This window comes from Tolypothrix sp. PCC 7601 (genome assembly GCF_025677855.1).
Classification (GTDB): domain Bacteria; phylum Cyanobacteriota; class Cyanobacteriia; order Cyanobacteriales; family Nostocaceae; genus Aulosira; species Aulosira diplosiphon.
In genome coordinates this window covers 7782894-7800631 of the sequence record NZ_CP064879.1, presented here as the reverse complement: position 1 = coordinate 7800631, position 17738 = coordinate 7782894, and the positions used below count along the sequence as shown (strand labels likewise).

Annotated in this window: 6 protein-coding genes and 1 CRISPR repeat array (1 of these 7 only partly in view); all 6 genes read left to right on the top strand. The window is 42.7% G+C overall.

The window, feature by feature from the left end:
* Positions 1-346 precede the first annotated feature (346 nt).
* The 6 genes from HG267_RS31595 to HG267_RS31570 all read left to right on the top strand — a co-directional run bounded on the left by HG267_RS31595 (position 347) and on the right by HG267_RS31570 (position 16665).
* Positions 347-5863: a type I polyketide synthase gene (locus HG267_RS31595; protein ID WP_096621759.1), complete on the top strand. Its 5517-nt coding sequence runs from the start codon at positions 347-349 to the stop codon at positions 5861-5863.
* Positions 5864-6057: 194 nt separating this feature from the next.
* Positions 6058-7791 (top strand): SDR family NAD(P)-dependent oxidoreductase, encoded by a 1734-nt coding sequence (locus tag HG267_RS31590; RefSeq protein WP_045874173.1) that lies wholly within the window; start codon positions 6058-6060, stop codon positions 7789-7791.
* 279 nt (positions 7792-8070) lie between these two features.
* Complete coding sequence (locus tag HG267_RS31585) at positions 8071-9432, top strand: polyketide synthase (protein WP_045874234.1); 1362 nt, start codon at positions 8071-8073, stop codon at positions 9430-9432.
* 279 nt (positions 9433-9711) lie between these two features.
* Positions 9712-13083: a PfaB family protein gene (locus HG267_RS31580; protein ID WP_045874172.1), complete on the top strand. Its 3372-nt coding sequence runs from the start codon at positions 9712-9714 to the stop codon at positions 13081-13083.
* A gap of 398 nt (positions 13084-13481) precedes the next feature.
* The gene (locus HG267_RS31575; protein ID WP_045874171.1) at positions 13482-15152 is read left to right on the top strand and encodes a PfaD family polyunsaturated fatty acid/polyketide biosynthesis protein; all 1671 of its coding nucleotides are present in this window, start codon (positions 13482-13484) and stop codon (positions 15150-15152) included.
* 4 nt (positions 15153-15156) lie between these two features.
* The gene (locus tag HG267_RS31570; RefSeq protein ID WP_045874170.1) at positions 15157-16665 is read left to right on the top strand and encodes a thioester reductase domain-containing protein; all 1509 of its coding nucleotides are present in this window, start codon (positions 15157-15159) and stop codon (positions 16663-16665) included.
* 500 nt (positions 16666-17165) lie between these two features.
* Positions 17166-17738: direct repeats of the CRISPR family, unit length 37 nt; unit sequence GTTTCAATCCCTAATAGGGATTAAGTGAAATTTCAAC; it runs 176 nt beyond the window's last position.

Below are 17738 nucleotides of genomic sequence, written 5' to 3'. Positions count from 1 at the left end.
AGGTTGAAGTGTGAAATATGATTCACTCTCAATACTTGTCGGTTAAGGGGAAAAAGGAGAATGGGAAAAGGGAAAAAATCAACCTTTAATCCTTAACTTTTAACCTTTGCCCAAAACCAATTTTGAGTTCAAAACGCTTAACCAAATAGTATGGGATTCACCCTTTAACCTTTAGCCTTTATCCTTCATCCTTTACTTATTGTGTGTGGTGTTAATTCCCAAAAAGCATTTAGCTTTTGCAGATAGGATAGCTAGCTGCTCGTCAAACAGATAGCTTTCATTATTGTACAGCAACAGAAAATTCTGTGGCTTTGCAATTCAAAGTCCTTCAGATTCGTTATGTCCTATGTCTGCTAATTCCATTGATGCTGCCTTGGCTGATTTAGAAAGCCAGATCAACAGTTGTGAAAAAACTTTGATTAAGTTTATAGAGGAGAAAAAAGTGAAGTCGGATAAGCCAATTTCCATTAACAAGATTAACAGACAATTACAACAAAATCCTATAGCCATTATTGGGATGGCATCTTTATTTCCTAAGTCACGGAATTTACGGGAATATTGGCGCAATATTATTAGCAAAGCCGACTGTATTACAGATGTTCCAGAAACTCACTGGAGCGTTAAAGATTACTACGATCCAAACCCCAGAACACCGGAAGATAAAACCTATTGCAAACGCGGCGGGTTTATTCCTGAGGTTGATTTTAACCCAATGGAATTCGGTATTCCCCCCAGCATTTTAGAAGTTACCGACGTATCGCAACTATTAAGTTTAGTGGTTGCGAAAGAAGCAATGGAAGATGCTGGTTACGGTGAAGCGCGTGATTACAACCGCGAAATGGTGGGGGTAATCCTTGGTGTGGCGATGGCGAAGCAATTAGGTATGCCACTTTCCGCCAGGTTAGAATATCCTGTTTGGGAAAAAGCGCTGAAAAGCAGTGGTTTATCTGATGAAGATACCGCCAAAATTATCGAAAAAATCAAAAGCGCTTACGTCAAGTGGGATGAAAATGCATTCCCGGGGATGTTAGCTAACGTTGTGGCTGGGAGAATCGCCAACCGTTTGAATTTTGGCGGGATGAACTGTGTAGTTGACGCAGCTTGTGCTAGTTCCTTCGGCGCTTTGAAAATGGCGATTAGCGAACTAGTTGAGTATCGCAGCGATATGATGCTGACTGGTGGTGTGGATACAGACAACACCATCATGGCTTATATCTCCTTCAGCAAAACCCCGGCTGTTTCTCCTAGCGAGAATGTCAAACCTTTCGATGCTAAGTCCGATGGGATGATGCTGGGTGAAGGTATCGGGATGATTGTCCTCAAGCGCTTAGAAGATGCGGAACGGGACAACGATAAAATCTATGCAGTGATCAAAGGTATTGGTACTTCTAGCGATGGCCGCTACAAGAGTATTTATGCTCCCCGCAAAGAAGGTCAAGTTAAAGCCTTAGAACGTGCTTATGAAGATGCTGGCTTTTCTCCCGCTACCGTTGGCTTGATGGAAGCACATGGTACAGGGACAATGGCTGGCGACCCCACAGAATTCGGCTCTTTGCGCGATTTCTTTGGCGAACATGATTCTAAGAAGCAGCATATTGCACTGGGTAGCGTGAAGTCCCAAATTGGACATACAAAAGCAGCAGCAGGTGCAGCAAGTTTAATTAAAACTGCTTTGGCATTACATCACAAGATATTGCCACCGACAATTAACATTACTGAGCCAAACCCCAAACTCAACATTAAAAATTCCTCATTCTATTTGAATACCGAAACCAGACCTTGGATTCGCGCCGAAGGTGACGCGCCAAGACGTGCTGGTGTGAGTTCCTTTGGTTTTGGCGGGACAAATTACCACGTGGTTTTAGAAGAATACGAAGCCGAACAAGAAAAGCCTTACCGCTTACATAATGCACCTGCGGAAATTCTGCTGTTTGCTGGGACTTCTGCTCAACTAATCTCCAAGTGCGAAGCAACCTTGGCGAATTTGCAGTCTAAGGACGGCGAAAGACATTACGCCCAATTGATGCAAGATTCTACAGCGCAAGAAATTCCCCAAACATCTGCGAGAGTTGGTTTTGTAGCTGAGAATCTGCAAGAAGCTTGCAAGTTATTGCAAATTAGTTTGGATTGGCTGAAGCACAAAGGTGCAGCTATCTCTTGGGAGCATCCCCAAGGTATTTATTTCCGTTCTTCGGGAATGAATTTGGCTGGTAAAGTTGTGGCGCTGTTCTCTGGACAAGGTTCTCAATATTTAGAGATGGGCCGGGAATTGGTGATGAACTTCCCCCAAATGCGTCGGCTTTACAGCAAGATGGACAGCCTGTTGCTGAAAGATAACTTGCGCTCATTGTCGGAAATTGTCTTCCCCAACCCAGCATTTGAAGAAACAGAAAAGAATGCTCAAGTAGCCGCTTTACAGCGCACAGAATATGCTCAACCTGCAATTGGGGTATTGAGTGCTGGGCTGTATAAAATTCTGCAACAAGCTGGTTTCAAATCCGATTTCGTTGCAGGACACAGCTTTGGTGAACTAACAGCTTTATGGGCTGCGGGTGTATTAAGCGAAGAAGATTACTTGTTCCTGGTGAAAGCACGCGGTCAAGCAATGGCGGCTCCCGAAGACCCAGACCACGATCGCGGTAGTATGTTGGCAGTCAAAGAAGACATTGCCAAGGTAGAAGCGATTGTTAGACATTACCCTCAGGTGTTAATCGCTAATATCAATTCTCCTACCCAAGTGGTGTTAGCTGGCCCCACCGCCGAAATCGCGAAAGTTCGCCAAGTATTGCATGACAAAGGTTGTGCGGCTGTATTACTACCCGTATCCGCAGCCTTCCACACCCCATTAATTGCTTTTGCTCAGAAATCCTTTGCGATCGCAACTAAGTCTGTTAAATTCCAAATTCCCCAACTCCCAGTTTTCAGCAACGTTACTGGGCTAAAGTACCCCCAAGAAGCACCTGCAATTCAAAAAGTTTTGGAAAGTCACCTCTCCAACTCGGTGCTGTTTAAGCAAGAGATTGAGAATATCTACGCTGCTGGTGGTTACTGCTTTGTCGAATTTGGCCCCCGCAGAATACTCAGCAACTTAGTCAAAGATATTTTAGGCGATCGCCCACACCTGACCATTTCCTTAAACCCCAGCACCCAAAAGAACAGCGATCGCTCTTTGCGCGAAGCAGCTGTACAGTTGCGTGTAGTGGGGATGAATTTGCAAAATCTCGATCCTTATCAACTACCTCCCGCCTTACCCGCACCCGAAAACGAGAAGAAAAAAGCGTTAACGGTGAAGTTAAACGGCATTAATTTTGTGTCGGAAAAAACCAAAAATGCCTTCCCGCAAGCTTTACAAAACGGGCATAAAGTCAAGCTAGCTGCACCCACATCTGAAGTTACCGTTACTCCCGCAGTATCTGCACCTGCATCTGAAGTTACCGTTACCCCCGCAGTATCTGCACCTATACCTGAAGTTACCATCACCCCCGCAATCTCTGCACCTGCACCTGCACCTGTGAACATAGAACCTGTAAGTCCCACACCCATTCACACTAACGGACATAAGAAAACTGCCCCTACCCCAGTCATGAACGGCGCTGCTTATGCTCCCGAAACCAAGCCTCAAATGAATCCTGCGACCCTTTTACAAATACCAGCCCAGGAATCAAAGATGCAAACACCTGAAAAACCTGTAAATTATCAACAAGTTCTAGAAAGTTTAGAATATCTCCTGGCTCAATTTCAGAACAATCAAAGCGAAAATTTACAAGTTCACGAACAATATCTCAATCATCAGATGGAATATGCCAAAACATTTTTCCAACTGATGCAACAACAAAACGCTTTACTCGCTGAAGCTAAAACTTCAACAGAAACCGCCAAGCTCAAGCAAATGGTCATGGAAAGCTTAGAGCGCAGCATGATGCAGTTTCATTCCCAACAAGGTGAAACTCTACGCATCCATGAGCAATATCTCCAAGAGCAAATTGCATATACCAAAAACTTTTTCCAACTAATTCAGCAAGAGTATTCTCACCTGGTTACTGGTGAAGAAATCACCTTACCACAGGTAACATTACCCTTCGTGAGCGAAGCTGTTACCGAAGCACCCGTTCCACCCACCGCCAAAATTGTTGAAACTCTGACTGCACCTGTAGTTGAGGCAAAAGTTGAGCCTGTAGCCAAAAATGGCTCCGCTCCCAAAATTGTTGAACCTCAGCCTGAGCCTGTAGCAGAAATTCCTGCGCCTCCAGTTGTGGAAATTCCCCCTCAACCTGTAGTTGAGATTCCTGCACCTGTAGCAGAAACAGTTGCTTTCATTCCCGAACCCGCACCTGTAGCAGCACCTGCACCTGCATCTAGCACCATCGATTTATCTCAACTGGGTACTAACCTGTTAACCATCACCAGTGAAAAGACAGGCTACCCCATCGAAATGTTAGAGATGGACATGGACATGGAGGCAGACTTAGGTATTGACTCCATCAAACGGGTAGAAATCTTAGGCGGATTGCAAGAATTATACCCCGACCTACCCAAGCCCAACTTAGAAGAATTAGCCGAAAAACGCACCATTGGCCAAGTTGTAGAATATCTGCAAAACCACGCTGCTGGTAACGTAGCTGTAGCTGCTCCTGTACAAGAAGTAGCAGAGATTCCCCCAGTAGTCGCCCCAGTTGCAACCGTAGTCACTGCACCTGAACCAGTCGCCCCAGTTGCAGTAGTAGCTGCACCTGAGCCAGTAGTTCCCCTCAGCGAAGTAGTTTCCTTCGCGCCTGAAGTTGAAACCACAACTGAAACCACAACCAGCGCTGACTACGCAGACATCGGTCAAACCCTACTCAACATTACCAGTGAAAAAACTGGTTATCCAGTAGAGATGCTGGAAATGGAAATGGACATGGAAGCCGACTTAGGGATTGACTCCATCAAACGAGTAGAAATCCTGGGTGCAATGCAAGACATGTACCCCGACTTACCCAAACCAAATATTGAAGAACTCGGCGACCTCCGCACCATCGGTCAAATAGTTGATTATCTCCAGAAGCTGGCTGGAGGTGAAAAAAAAAAGCATGAATTTGAGTTTGACAACGAGCCGATAATAGATGTAGAGCATAACGTTCAACGTCTACCCATCAAACTCAAATACCTCCCCCAACCCGATTACTTAGACTTCAACTTACCAGAGGGACACATCGCCTTAGTCACCGATGATGGTTCCCTCACCACCTCGGTGGTAGTGCAATCCTTAGTGGATCAAGACTGGAAAGTTGTAGTTCTCAGCTTCCCCCAAGCGGTAATTCCCCAACAAGCACTCTTACCCCCAGGCGTTACCCGCATCACCCTAGTAGATTTCAGCGAACAACTACTGCAAGATAAATTATCTGCGTTCCCCGTAGGGGTTGCCGACGGCATCGCAAGTAACATCGGCAGCATTGGGGCCTTCATCCATATTCACCCAGTCTTCCAAGTCAGTCACACAAAGACACTTCCTTACATTGAACAAGAAAAGGCGATCGTTAAACACGTCTTCTTCATGGCCAAACACCTGAAAAAATCCCTCAACGAAGCCGCACGTTACGGACGCAGTTGTTTTCTCACAGTAGCTCGTTTAGATGGAGCCTTCGGGTTTGAGCATAACACCAACTTTGGAGTCATCGGAGCCGGTTTAGCTGGTTTAACCAAAACAATGAGATGGGAATGGCCCAAAGTTTACACCAGAGCAGTTGATATTAGTCCTGCTCTCGATGCTCAACAATCAGCACAACACATCATTGCTGAACTGCACGATTCTAATCTTTATCTCAGTGAAGTTGGCTACAGCGCTCAGGGAAGAGTTACCTTAGTTACTTCATCTGATAAGTAAGCAAATAAGGGAGATAAGGAATAATGTCACCTCATCTCCCTTTCTCTAAAACTCTTCTTTCTCTGTGTTCTCTGCGTCTCTGTGGTTCGTTTAAAAATCTTTTTTCTCACGCAGAGACACAGAGGCGCAGAGGAGAGAAAACAAGAGTAAAAACTATCAGTAATTATCGGCGGTTAAAAATCCAAAATTGAAATATGGCAACACAAACACCTATTCGTCCCTCATCAGTTTTTCTAGTTAGCGGCGGCGCTAAAGGTATCACCGCCGAATGCACAATTGAACTCGCCAAAAAACAACCTTGTAAATTCATCCTTTTGGGACGTTCCGAATTATTAGAAACCGAACCAGAATACGCGCAAAATTGCTTTGAAGAACCTGCATTAAAAAAACGCATCATGGAAAATCTTCTCGCTCAAGGTGAGAAGCCTACACCCATGAGTGTACAAAAAATTTATAACAAAATTCACTCCAGCCGGGAAATTAAAAAAACCCTCGCCGCTATTCAACAAACAGGCGCAACTGCTGAATATTTAAGCGTTGATGTCACAGATACCCAAGGGTTAAAAGCAAACTTGGCGGCTGTAGTTAACCGCATGGGGCCAATTACCGGTATCATACATGGCGCAGGCAATTTAGCTGATAAATTAATTGAAAAGAAAACCGAACAGGATTTTGAAAAGGTTTACACCGCCAAAGTTCATGGATTAGAAAACCTGTTAGATTGCGTTCCCGCAGAACAACTCCAGCATTTAGTGTTGTTCTCCTCCGTCACTGGATTTTACGGCAATATCGGTCAATCCGATTATGCGATCGCAAATGAAATTCTCAACAAATCCGCCCACGTAATGAAGCAGTACTACCCCAACTGTCACGTTGTGGCGATTAACTGGGGCGGTTGGGATAGCGGAATGGTTACCCCAGAACTGAAAAAAGCTTTTGCAGAACGGGGAATTGACATTATCCCCGTGGAAGTGGGAACCAAAATGTTAGTTAAAGAACTCAACCCCAAGCATCACGACACTACGCAACTGGTAATTGGTAGTCCTCTGGTTCCCCCACCTGCACCTTTAGATTCTGAACTGAAAACTCACTATATTCGTCGCCGCATCACAGTTGCAGCTAATCCATTTTTAATGGATCATGTGATTGCTGGTTATCCAGTAGTTCCCGCTACCTGTGCAATGTCCTGGATGATTAATGGCTGTGAAGAAGCTTACCCTGGTTATAGATATTTCAGCTGCAAAGATTTTAAGGTTTTAAAGGGAATTACCTTTAATGAATCGGTAGCCAGCGAACATATTTTGCAACTCAAAGAAATTGCCAAATCTGACGGCGAGTTTATCGAATTCCAAACCACTATTTTCAGCAAAACTCCCGCAGGTAAAATTCACTATCATTTCACTTCTACTATCAAACTGGTGCGAGAATTACCTGATGCACCTATATATGATGCAGTGAATTTGACAGAAGATAACATTATTACCGCTAGGGGTAAAGATTTATATCAAAATGGCCCATCGACATTATTTCATGGCCCATGTTTTCAACAAATCCAAAGAGTTTTAAATATTAGCCCCGAGAAAATTACTACAGAATGCTATTGGGCACAAATCACTCCCCAACAACAAGGACAATTTCCGATTCATTGGCACAATCCTTATGCTACTGACTTGAGTACCCAACCTTTATGGGTGTGGTTAAGTCATTATCATAATGAAGTTTGCTTACCTGGACAGTTAACAACTTCTGAACAGTATAGAGCAATACCAGTTGATGAAATATTTTATGTTTCTTGTGATATTAAGGAGAAAAAAGCTACTGGGTTAACTGCCGATTTTATTCTGCACGATCGCGCAGGTAAATTATACTCACGTATCCTGGGAGCCAAGGCTGTGGTTGCGCCCATGAGTTTGCTGCAAGCTAAGTAATGAATTCGTGATATTTATAGCATTTCTTTATTGATGAAATACAAATTTAGATGTATTATAATCAATTCTGAAATGCTATAACTGCCATTTGATTTAGCTTGATTAACGGCGTAAATCTTGCCATCTCGGGGAATCCAATTTATGCGGTTGTTATCTAGCTTTCCTCTTTGATTTGTGAAAGTTATTTTTTTAACAAACCGCCCATAAAGTCAAGGGGAGAATATTTAAAAAAGCGAGCATATCCCCCTTTTGTTTAATACCCCAATGAGGATATCAGCAGTGGAGAAAATAGCAATTATCGGGTTATCTTGCCTCTTTCCTGATGCCAATAATCCTGAGCAGTTTTGGCAAAACCTGACAAATGAGAAAGATGCAACTTCAGCTACTACTGTTGCAGATTTGGGTGTAGATCCCACAATATTTTACGATCCAATTAAGGGAAAACCGGAAAAAATTTATTTTCTCCAAGGTGGATTTATTCGTAATTTCCAATTTGACCCCAGCGAATACAATTTACCTGCGGAATTGGTAGAAAGTTTGGATAATTCCATGAAATGGTCGCTATATGCAGCTAAACAAGCGATTCAGAGTAGCGGCTATTGGGGAAATCGCCAAGTTCTCTCAAAATGTGGGGTAATTCTGGGGACTTTATCCTTACCCACCAAGAAGTCTAATCAATTGTTTGCTCCAATTTACCAGCAAACAATTAACCCTGCGATCGCAGAACTTGTACAAGATGAAAATTTCCGGTTGGCTGCGTTACCAACAAAGACGAAGGCTTCCCCGTATAATGCGATGATAACCGGCTTTCCCGCCGCGCTCGTCTCCCAAGCCTTTTCTTTATCCGGTAATCATTTTTGTATAGACGCGGCTTGCTCGTCATCATTTTATGCGATTAAGCTAGCCTCTTACTATTTGCGATCGCGTAAAGCTGATGTCATGTTAGCAGGGGCGATGAGTTGTGTCGATCCGCTATTTTTACGAATGCTATTTTCGGGTATTCAAGGTTATCCCGAAAATGGAATTAGCCGTCCTTTAGATAAGTCTTCTCGCGGCTTAATTACATCCGATGGTATTGGGATGGTAATGCTGAAACGTTACAGCGATGCTGTGAGAGATGGTGATAAAATTCTTGCCACCATTGCTGGTAATGGACTTTCTAATGATGGCAAAGGTAAGCATTTATTAAGTCCCAATTCTAGAGGACAAATTCTCGCTTTTGAACGGGCATATCAAGAAGCACAAATCAGCCCGAAAGATATTGATTATATAGAATGTCATGCGACAGGCACATTATTAGGAGATACCACAGAATTTAACTCTGTAGAAACTTTCTTTGGCGAACACCAAGCATCGCCTTTAGTCGGTTCTGCAAAATCGAATGTCGGTCACTTATTAGTAGCGGCTGGTATGGTTGGTTTGGCAAAAACTATTCATAGCATGAATGCGGGTGTAATTCCAGCCACGATTAATGTTAATGAACCGATGGGGACGGAAAACAGTGTCATTTCTAGCAACAATATTGTGAGAACAGCGACGAAATGGCCTAATAATTCGCCTGTGAAACGTGCAGCTTTAAGTGCTTTTGGTTTTGGCGGAACCAATTCACATTTGATTTTGGAAAAGCAGGATGAAGTTTAAGAAGATTTAACCGCCGATAAACGCCGATGTCAAAAGTCTAGATTTTCTTCTTTCTTTCCTTTCTTAGCGCACTTCGCGTCTTCGCGGTTCGTTATGAATTAGTAGAAAACTAACCACGAAGGCACGAAGGACACAAAGGGAAGAGGGCTATAGAGAGATTTTGCATAAGTCCTCTCTAATTGCGGCAAATGAAAAAACAATCTTTTTAACATACTTCATCCTTCTCCTTCGGAGACGCTTCGCGAACATCATTCATACTTCATCCTTTGTAAATAAACAATGTTTGAACAAGAAATACAATCAGGCAAAATTGCTATTGTCGGCATGGATGCCTTTTTTGGTGAATGTCAAGATTTAGATGCTTTTGAACGTAGTATTTATGACGGCAAACAGCATTTTGTCCCCCTACCTTCTCAAAGATGGTATGGCATAGACGAGAAAGCAGATTTACTCAAAGAATACGGTTTACCAGATGGTAAAGCGCCAGTAGGCGGATATATCCAAGATTTTGCCATCGATACTTTAACTTATAAAATCCCTCCCAATGAAGTAGAACAACTCAATCCTCAACAACTGTTACTGTTAACAGTCGCAGATGGGGCGTTAAAAGATGCAGGGATTCAAGAAGGGGCAAATGTTGCTGTTGTGATTGCGGCTGAAGCAGATTTGTCTGTGCATCAACTGCAACAACGCTGGAATTTATCGTGGCAGATTAAAGATGGTTTGAATGCTGCGGAAATTGCCTTACCACCAGATAAAATTGCTCAGTTAGAAACAATAGTTAAAGATAGCATTCACCATCAAGTAGAGATTGGTGAATACCTGAGTTACATCGCCAATATTATGGCGAGTCGGATTTCTGCACTGTGGAATTTTACTGGCCCATCCTTTACGATGACGGCGGTGGAAACCTCTGCTTTCAAGGCATTGGAAGTAGCACAAATGCTACTAATAAATGAGGAAGTAGATGCGGTTGTGGTTGGTGCTGTGGATTTGGCTGGTGGGATTGAAAATGTCTTACTGCGTAGCCAATGGGGAACGGTAAATACTGGCGCTAATACCTTAAGCTACGACCAAAATGCTAACGGTTGGACAGTGGGCGAAGGTGCAGGTGCAGTTGTCCTCAAGCGTTATGATACGGCAAAACAAAATGGCGATCGCATTTATGCGGTGATTGATGCTGTTAGTATCGGTCAAGCTGCTTCTACGGCTGTAGATGGGGAGACGATTAACCAAGTCTGTCAATCGGCTTTCCAAATGGCGGGAATTCAGCCATCAGAGGTTAACTATGTAGAAGTGGTTGCTAGTGGTTTCCCAGAGGAAGATGAGGCAGAAATTGCGGGGATGCTGCAAGCTTACCCCTCTGTCGGTGATGGTCTACATTGTGCCATTGGGAGTGTTAAAGCCAATATCGGACACACCTATGTAGCATCGGGAATTGCTAGCTTAATCAAAACAGCTTTGTGTCTCTATCACAACTATATTCCGGCTACCCCTAATTGGTCTGGTGTGAAAACGCCCCAGGTTTGGCAAGGTAGTCCTTTCTTTGTCGCCACGGAATCAAGACCTTGGTTCCTCCATAAAGATAGTACCCATAGAATCGCCGCCATCAATGGTATCGGTTGTGATGGGACTTGCGCCCATGTCATCTTGTCGGATGAACCAGACCAAGTTAATCACAGTAGTAGATATCTCCAACAACGGCCTTTTTACCTGTTCCCATTAGCCGCTGATGACCGTTCAGCTTTATTCAATCTCTTAGATAATCTGCAACAAGAGATTGAGAAATCTGAGTCTCTATCTCATACAGCTAGTCAGAACTTTGTTAAATTCCAGCAGCATCAAACAGCGAAATACACCCTAGCGATTACTGGACGCAACAAAAAGGAATTACTCAAAGAAATCGCCTCAGCCCACAAAGGGATAAATACTGCCTTTGACAAGGGTAGTGATTGGCAAACACCAATAGGTAGTTATTTCACCTCTAAACCTTTGGGTAAAGAGGCTGAGGTTGCCTATGTGTATCCGGCGGCGGTGAATTCCTATGTCGGTATTGGTCGGACTCTCTTCCGCCTCTTCCCCGATTTGCAAGCTGAACCTTTCGTTAAGAGTTTGTATAAACGAGTCTCAGATGTTGAGAAACTCGTATTCCCCAGAAGCTTGCATAAGTTGTCTACTAGAGAACTAGAAACCCTAGAGAAGAAGTTGCTAGATGATTCCCTAGCAATGTTTGAAGCGGAAATGTTCTTTACCAGACTCATTACTACCGTAATTCGCGATCGCTTTCAAGTCAAACCGAAATATGTGTTTGGCTATAGCCTGGGCGAAACCAGCATGATGGTATCCCAAGGCGTTTGGAGTGATTTCTTTGCTGGTAGTAACAGCTTTAACTCCTCAGCTTTATTTGGCGACAGGTTATCAGGGCCAAAAAATGCGGTGCGTGAATATTGGGGATTACCTCCAGCCACAGACGCTTCAGATAATAACTTCTGGGCTAACTATGTACTCATGACTACCCCAGAGAAAGTTAGAGAATGTCTGAAAAATGAGAGTCGTGTATATTTAACGCAAATTAATACACCAGAAGAAGTATTAATTGCCGGTGAACCAGCAGCTTGTCAGCGCGTCATCAAAGCCCTTGGTTGCAACGCTTTCCCTGCGCCATTCGACCATGTCATCCATTGTGAAGCCATGCGATCGGAGTACGCAGAGTTAGTTAAACTGAATACATTACCAACTCAAGACATACCCGGAATCACCTTCTATTCTGCGGCTGGCTATAAACCTATCTCCCTGAACAGTGAAGTAGTAGCCCACAGTATCGCCACCGGACTGAGTCAACAACTAGATTTTCCGCGCTTAGTGAACCGCGTTTACGCCGATGGAGTCAAAATCTTTGTCGAAGCTGGTGCTGGCGGTGTTTGTTCTCGCTGGGTAAGCAAAATTCTCGAAGGGAAAGAACATATCACCGTCTCCCTCAATCGTCGAGGTATGGATGACCATCCTACGATAGTTAAAGCCCTAGCTAAATTGCTCAGTCATCGAGTTGAGTTAGACATATCATCTCTTTACGACCTCACCCAAGAAACTGAGAAGAAAAATAAATTAACCCAACGAAATATTACCTTGGGTGGTAAGTCAATTACGGCTACTATCTTAAGCGAAGAAAATCGCCAAATCTTCCAAAATTTAGCTAGCAAAACCCCAAACAACACCGCTACGGTTGATTATCAAAGAGTAAATCCAGTATTCAATTCACTGAATACTCCAGTGGTAATTGCTACCAATAATCAACCCGTTGATGATATTTTACTGCCCACAAATCAACCAGAAGAAATCGCAGAGAAAAATATCATGGAACACGGTTTAGTCTCAACGGAACAATTACAATCCTTTGAGATAACTACCACTCTCCAAAAACCAACACAGCCCAGCTTTACTCCATCAAATATAACTCGTAAACCCGGCCAAACTATCCGTATGCTCGATTTAAATAAGACTCAATATCAAAAGCTCAATGCTAACAATGCCAATTTGACTAAATCTCATACAGCTTTCTTAAAATCTCGACAAGATTTTAGTCAGCAAATGAGCGAAATCATTCAATTGCAATTAGCTTGCGCTCAAAACTTACTGAAGGAAGAAGCTTAATTAGGGATTGGGGACTGGGGAATGGGGACTGGGATTTTGACCCAGTACCTCAATCTTCTAAAAGTAAGTCGGTGAAAATAAACCAAACTATGCTAAGAAAAGTAAATAGGCTTGAAATCCTTACCAATGACAAATGACCAAGGACAAATGACAGCCTCAGCCAGTTATCTTTAATTTCGCCGACCTACTTAATACCAATTTTTCAACTCTATCATTTCTCTTCTCTCTGCGTTCTCTGCGTCCTCTGCGGTTCGACCAAAAAAAACTTCTGCACTCCACTCGATATTTAACGAACTTTACAAAACACAGTAACGCCCAAGATAGAAAAAATTGGTATTACCTCTTTTTCACCATTCATCCTTTAGAAACCTTTGCTTATAAATCGAGGGATAACTAGCGTGACTACTGTAGATGCGCCACTAAGTCAACACGAAAATGGACTAGGATTTACCTGCTATTCCTATGGACAAAACCTCATTTGGAAAGGTTCCCCAGATTGTATTTCTTTTGATCAACCAGGAATAGTAGTTAAATTTCTCAACTTAGATCAACCCTGTTATATTGTGAACGCCGGCGGCAGAATTGGTGTTACCAATGTGGGATATTTATGCCCCCTAGATGGGACTGTAACATCACCAATAGAACTGTTAGCATCCATTCCCCCAATTAAAATTCAACAGCTAGGTGACCCCTCTTTTCTCTCCTCTTATGGAGTGAAATATGCCTATGGAACTGGGGCAATGGCTGGCGCTATTGCTTCCGAAGAAATGGTAATTGCCCTAGGAAAAGAGAAAATTTTAAGTTCCTTTGGTGCTGGTGGTTTAAGCCCAGAAAACTTGGAAGCTGCTATCAACAAAATTCAACAAGCCTTACCCCAAGGCCCCTATGCTTTTAATTTAATTCACAGCCCTAATGAACCAACAATTGAACGCCGTGCTGTGGATTTATTCCTCAAATATGGCGTGAGAGTTGTGGAAGCTTCAGCATTTTTGGATTTAACTCCCAACATTGTTTATTATCGGGCTGCGGGATTAAGTTTGAATGCGGCCAATCAAATTGAAATCAAAAATAAAGTCATTGCTAAAATTTCTCGTAGAGAAGTAGCCAGCAAATTCCTCCAACCAGCACCAGCTAAAATCCTCAAGGAACTTGTACAACAAGGGTTAATCACCGAGTTACAAGCAACTCTAGCAGCGCAAGTGCCAATGGCGGATGATATTACTGTGGAAGCTGATTCTGGCGGACATACAGATAATCGTCCTCTGGTTTGTTTGTTACCTTCCATCATGGCTTTGAGAGATGAAATTCAAGCACAATATCATTACTCTCAACCTATTCGCATTGGGGTAGCGGGTGGAATTGCCACACCACAATCAGCTTTAGCTGCTTTTATGATGGGTGCAGCTTATGTAGTCACAGGTTCGATTAATCAAGCTTGTGTGGAATCTGGCGCTTGTGAACATACTAAAAAGTTGCTCGCCCAAGCAGAAATGGCTGATGTCATGATGGCTCCGGCTGCTGATATGTTTGAAATGGGAGTCAAATTACAAGTTCTCAAACGCGGCACCATGTTCCCAATGCGGGCGCAAAAGTTGTATGAGTTATACCGCGCTTATGACTCCATTGAAGAAATTCCTCTAGCTGAAAGAGAGAAATTAGAAAAACAAGTTTTCCGGAAAACTATTGCCGAAGTTTGGGAAGGAACAGCAGCTTATTTATCCCAAAAAAATCCGGAGAAACTGGGCAAGGCAGTTAATAATCCTAAATTGAAAATGGCATTGATTTTCCGTTGGTATTTAGGATTATCTTCCCGTTGGTCTAGTTCTGGCGAAAAGGGACGAGAAGTTGATTATCAAATTTGGTGCGGCCCGGCAATGGGTAGCTTCAATGACTGGGTACGCGGTACTTATTTAGCAGAACCTCAAAACCGCAAAGTTGTTGATGTTGCTAACCATATTATGACCGGAGCAGCATTTTTATATCGCATCCAAAGTTTGAGATTTCAAGGCTTACAAATTCCCGATTACTACAGTCAGTATCGCCCAGCTAGTTCTACATTGGAGATGTAAAAAAATGAATTCAAAACATTCTTATAGTGCCGCAGATATTCAAGCCTGGCTGGTTGCTAATCTGGCTGAGTTACTAGGGGTAGAAACTGACGAGATAGATGTCAACGAACATTTAGAAAACTACGGTTTGGATTCAGCCCAAGCAATGATTCTCGTCAGCAAATTAGAGAAAATGCTGGGCTTCCAACCTTCGCCTTTGCTGTTGTGGCATTATCCCAATATTGCTGCTCTTTCTCAGCGTTTAGCAGAAGATTTACCCGAAGATGCAGTAGTTCAAGACACAAATAATGCCCCTGCGAATGCTCCTCTCCCGGCTTTAGATTTAAACGCCGAGGTAGTTCTTGACCCCACAATTCGCCCTGACGCTTTACCTCCAGTTACAATTACTGAACCAAAAAACATCTTTTTAACTGGTGGTACAGGTTATTTAGGTGCATTTATTATTCGGGAATTGTTGCAGCAAACTAATGCCAATATATATTGCTTAGTCCGGGCTGCTAACGCTCAAGAAGGTCAGAGCAAATTAGCAAAAAATCTCGAATCTTACGCAATTTGGGATGAAAAATATAAGTCGAGAATTATCCCAGTTGTAGGGGATTTAGCTCTCCCATTATTGGGTATGGGCGCAGAACAGTTCCAAATTTTAGCTGCTAATATTGACACCATTTATCATAGTGGTGCTTTGCTGAATTATGTTTTCCCCTATTCAGCATTGAAAGCAGCTAATGTGTTAGGAACTCAAGAAGTATTGAGATTAGCTAGTCAAATCAAACTCAAGCCTGTACATTACGTTTCTAGTGTGGCGGTGTTTGAATCACCTGCTTATGCTGGTAAGGTAGTGAAAGAGCAAGATGACTTCGCGCATTGGGAAGGAATTTTCCTTGGTTATTCCCAAACAAAATGGGTAGCTGAGAAGTTAGTGAAAATTGCCCGTGACAGAGGTTTACCTGTAACTATCCACAGACCACCATTAATTTCTGGAGATAGCCAAACAGGTATTTGTAACACCCATGACTTTATCAACTTGATGGTCAAAGGCTGTCTGCAAATGGGATATTTCCCAGATGTAGAATACATGATGGATATGTCTCCTGTAGATTATGTTAGCAAGGCGATTGTTTATCTCTCAATGCAGCCTTCATCTATAGGTAAAGCATTCCATTTACAACATCCTCAACCAGCGCCTTTAAGCACCTTAATTAAGTGGGTACAATCCTTCGGTTATCCTGTGAAGGCGATTCCTTACGACCAATGGCAAGCAGAGTTAATTAATAATGTCTCTTCTACGGACAATCCTTTATATACTCTACGGCCATTTTTGTTAGAACGCTGGTCTGATGAACAATTAACAATTCCCGATTTGTATCTACAAGCCAGAAGACCTCATATTAGCTGCGAGGAAACTCTCAAAGCATTAGAAGGTAGTTCTATTGTTTGTCCGCCAATTAGTTCGGAAATGTTTATGACCTATACTGCTTATTTGATTCAGACTGGTTTTCTGAATGTTGCATAAGGTAATAGGCAATTTGTAGAGTTTGGTAATCAATAAAAAGCCCGCACAAGCGGGCTTTTTTATGGAGTTCAACTTCATTTTTATCATCCGTGCTTGCTTGGAAGCAAAGGGTTTTAATCCTGAAGAGAGTAAGTCAAATTTTGCTGTAGGGTGTGTTAGGTGCTTATTTTCAATATGATTTGTCACGCAATAATTATCCTAGCGCCTAACGCACCATCCACGCGACGGTGCGTTACGGCTAAATCTAATCTTTCTCTAAGTCTCAAATCCTTTCACAGCCGTAACACACCCTACCTCAGATTCACTGCATAAATGGTCTCTGACAGAGAGTAAATAAAATGGCGTTGCTGATTGATGGGATGATTTTTGTCTCACGCAAAGGCGCAAAGGCGCAAAGAATCGACTTTTAGCTTTTTCCCGAAGTCTGAATTCATCCCGCAAATATGCAACGCCAATAAAATTTCAACTCGTTGTGTTACAACTCTACGCCAGTACTCAAAGTTTCAATCCCTAATAGGGATTAAGTGAAATTTCAACATAATGCTAAATTCCCCTATGCTTGGTGCTTAGTGGTTTCAATCCCTAATAGGGATTAAGTGAAATTTCAACTAGCAGTTACTCGGCTTCTGGCCCTGGGTTCAAGTTTCAATCCCTAATAGGGATTAAGTGAAATTTCAACACAAGCAATTGTTAAAGCTGAAGCTGCTTCTAAATCGTTTCAATCCCTAATAGGGATTAAGTGAAATTTCAACCGAAAAGCAAGAAGTTCAAGCTGAAATCAAAACCCCGTTTCAATCCCTAATAGGGATTAAGTGAAATTTCAACGTCACGCCAGCATCATGTAAATACTCCTGCCCATCTTGTTTCAATCCCTAATAGGGATTAAGTGAAATTTCAACCTAAAATAGCTAGCTTAGTATCAGCTACGAGATGTTTCAATCCCTAATAGGGATTAAGTGAAATTTCAACAATTAGATGCCCCGCGTTTCTTAGCATCTTCCGTTTCAATCCCTAATAGGGATTAAGTGAAATTTCAACCAAGCACCAAAGCAGCTAAGGGAAAAGCTAAGGAG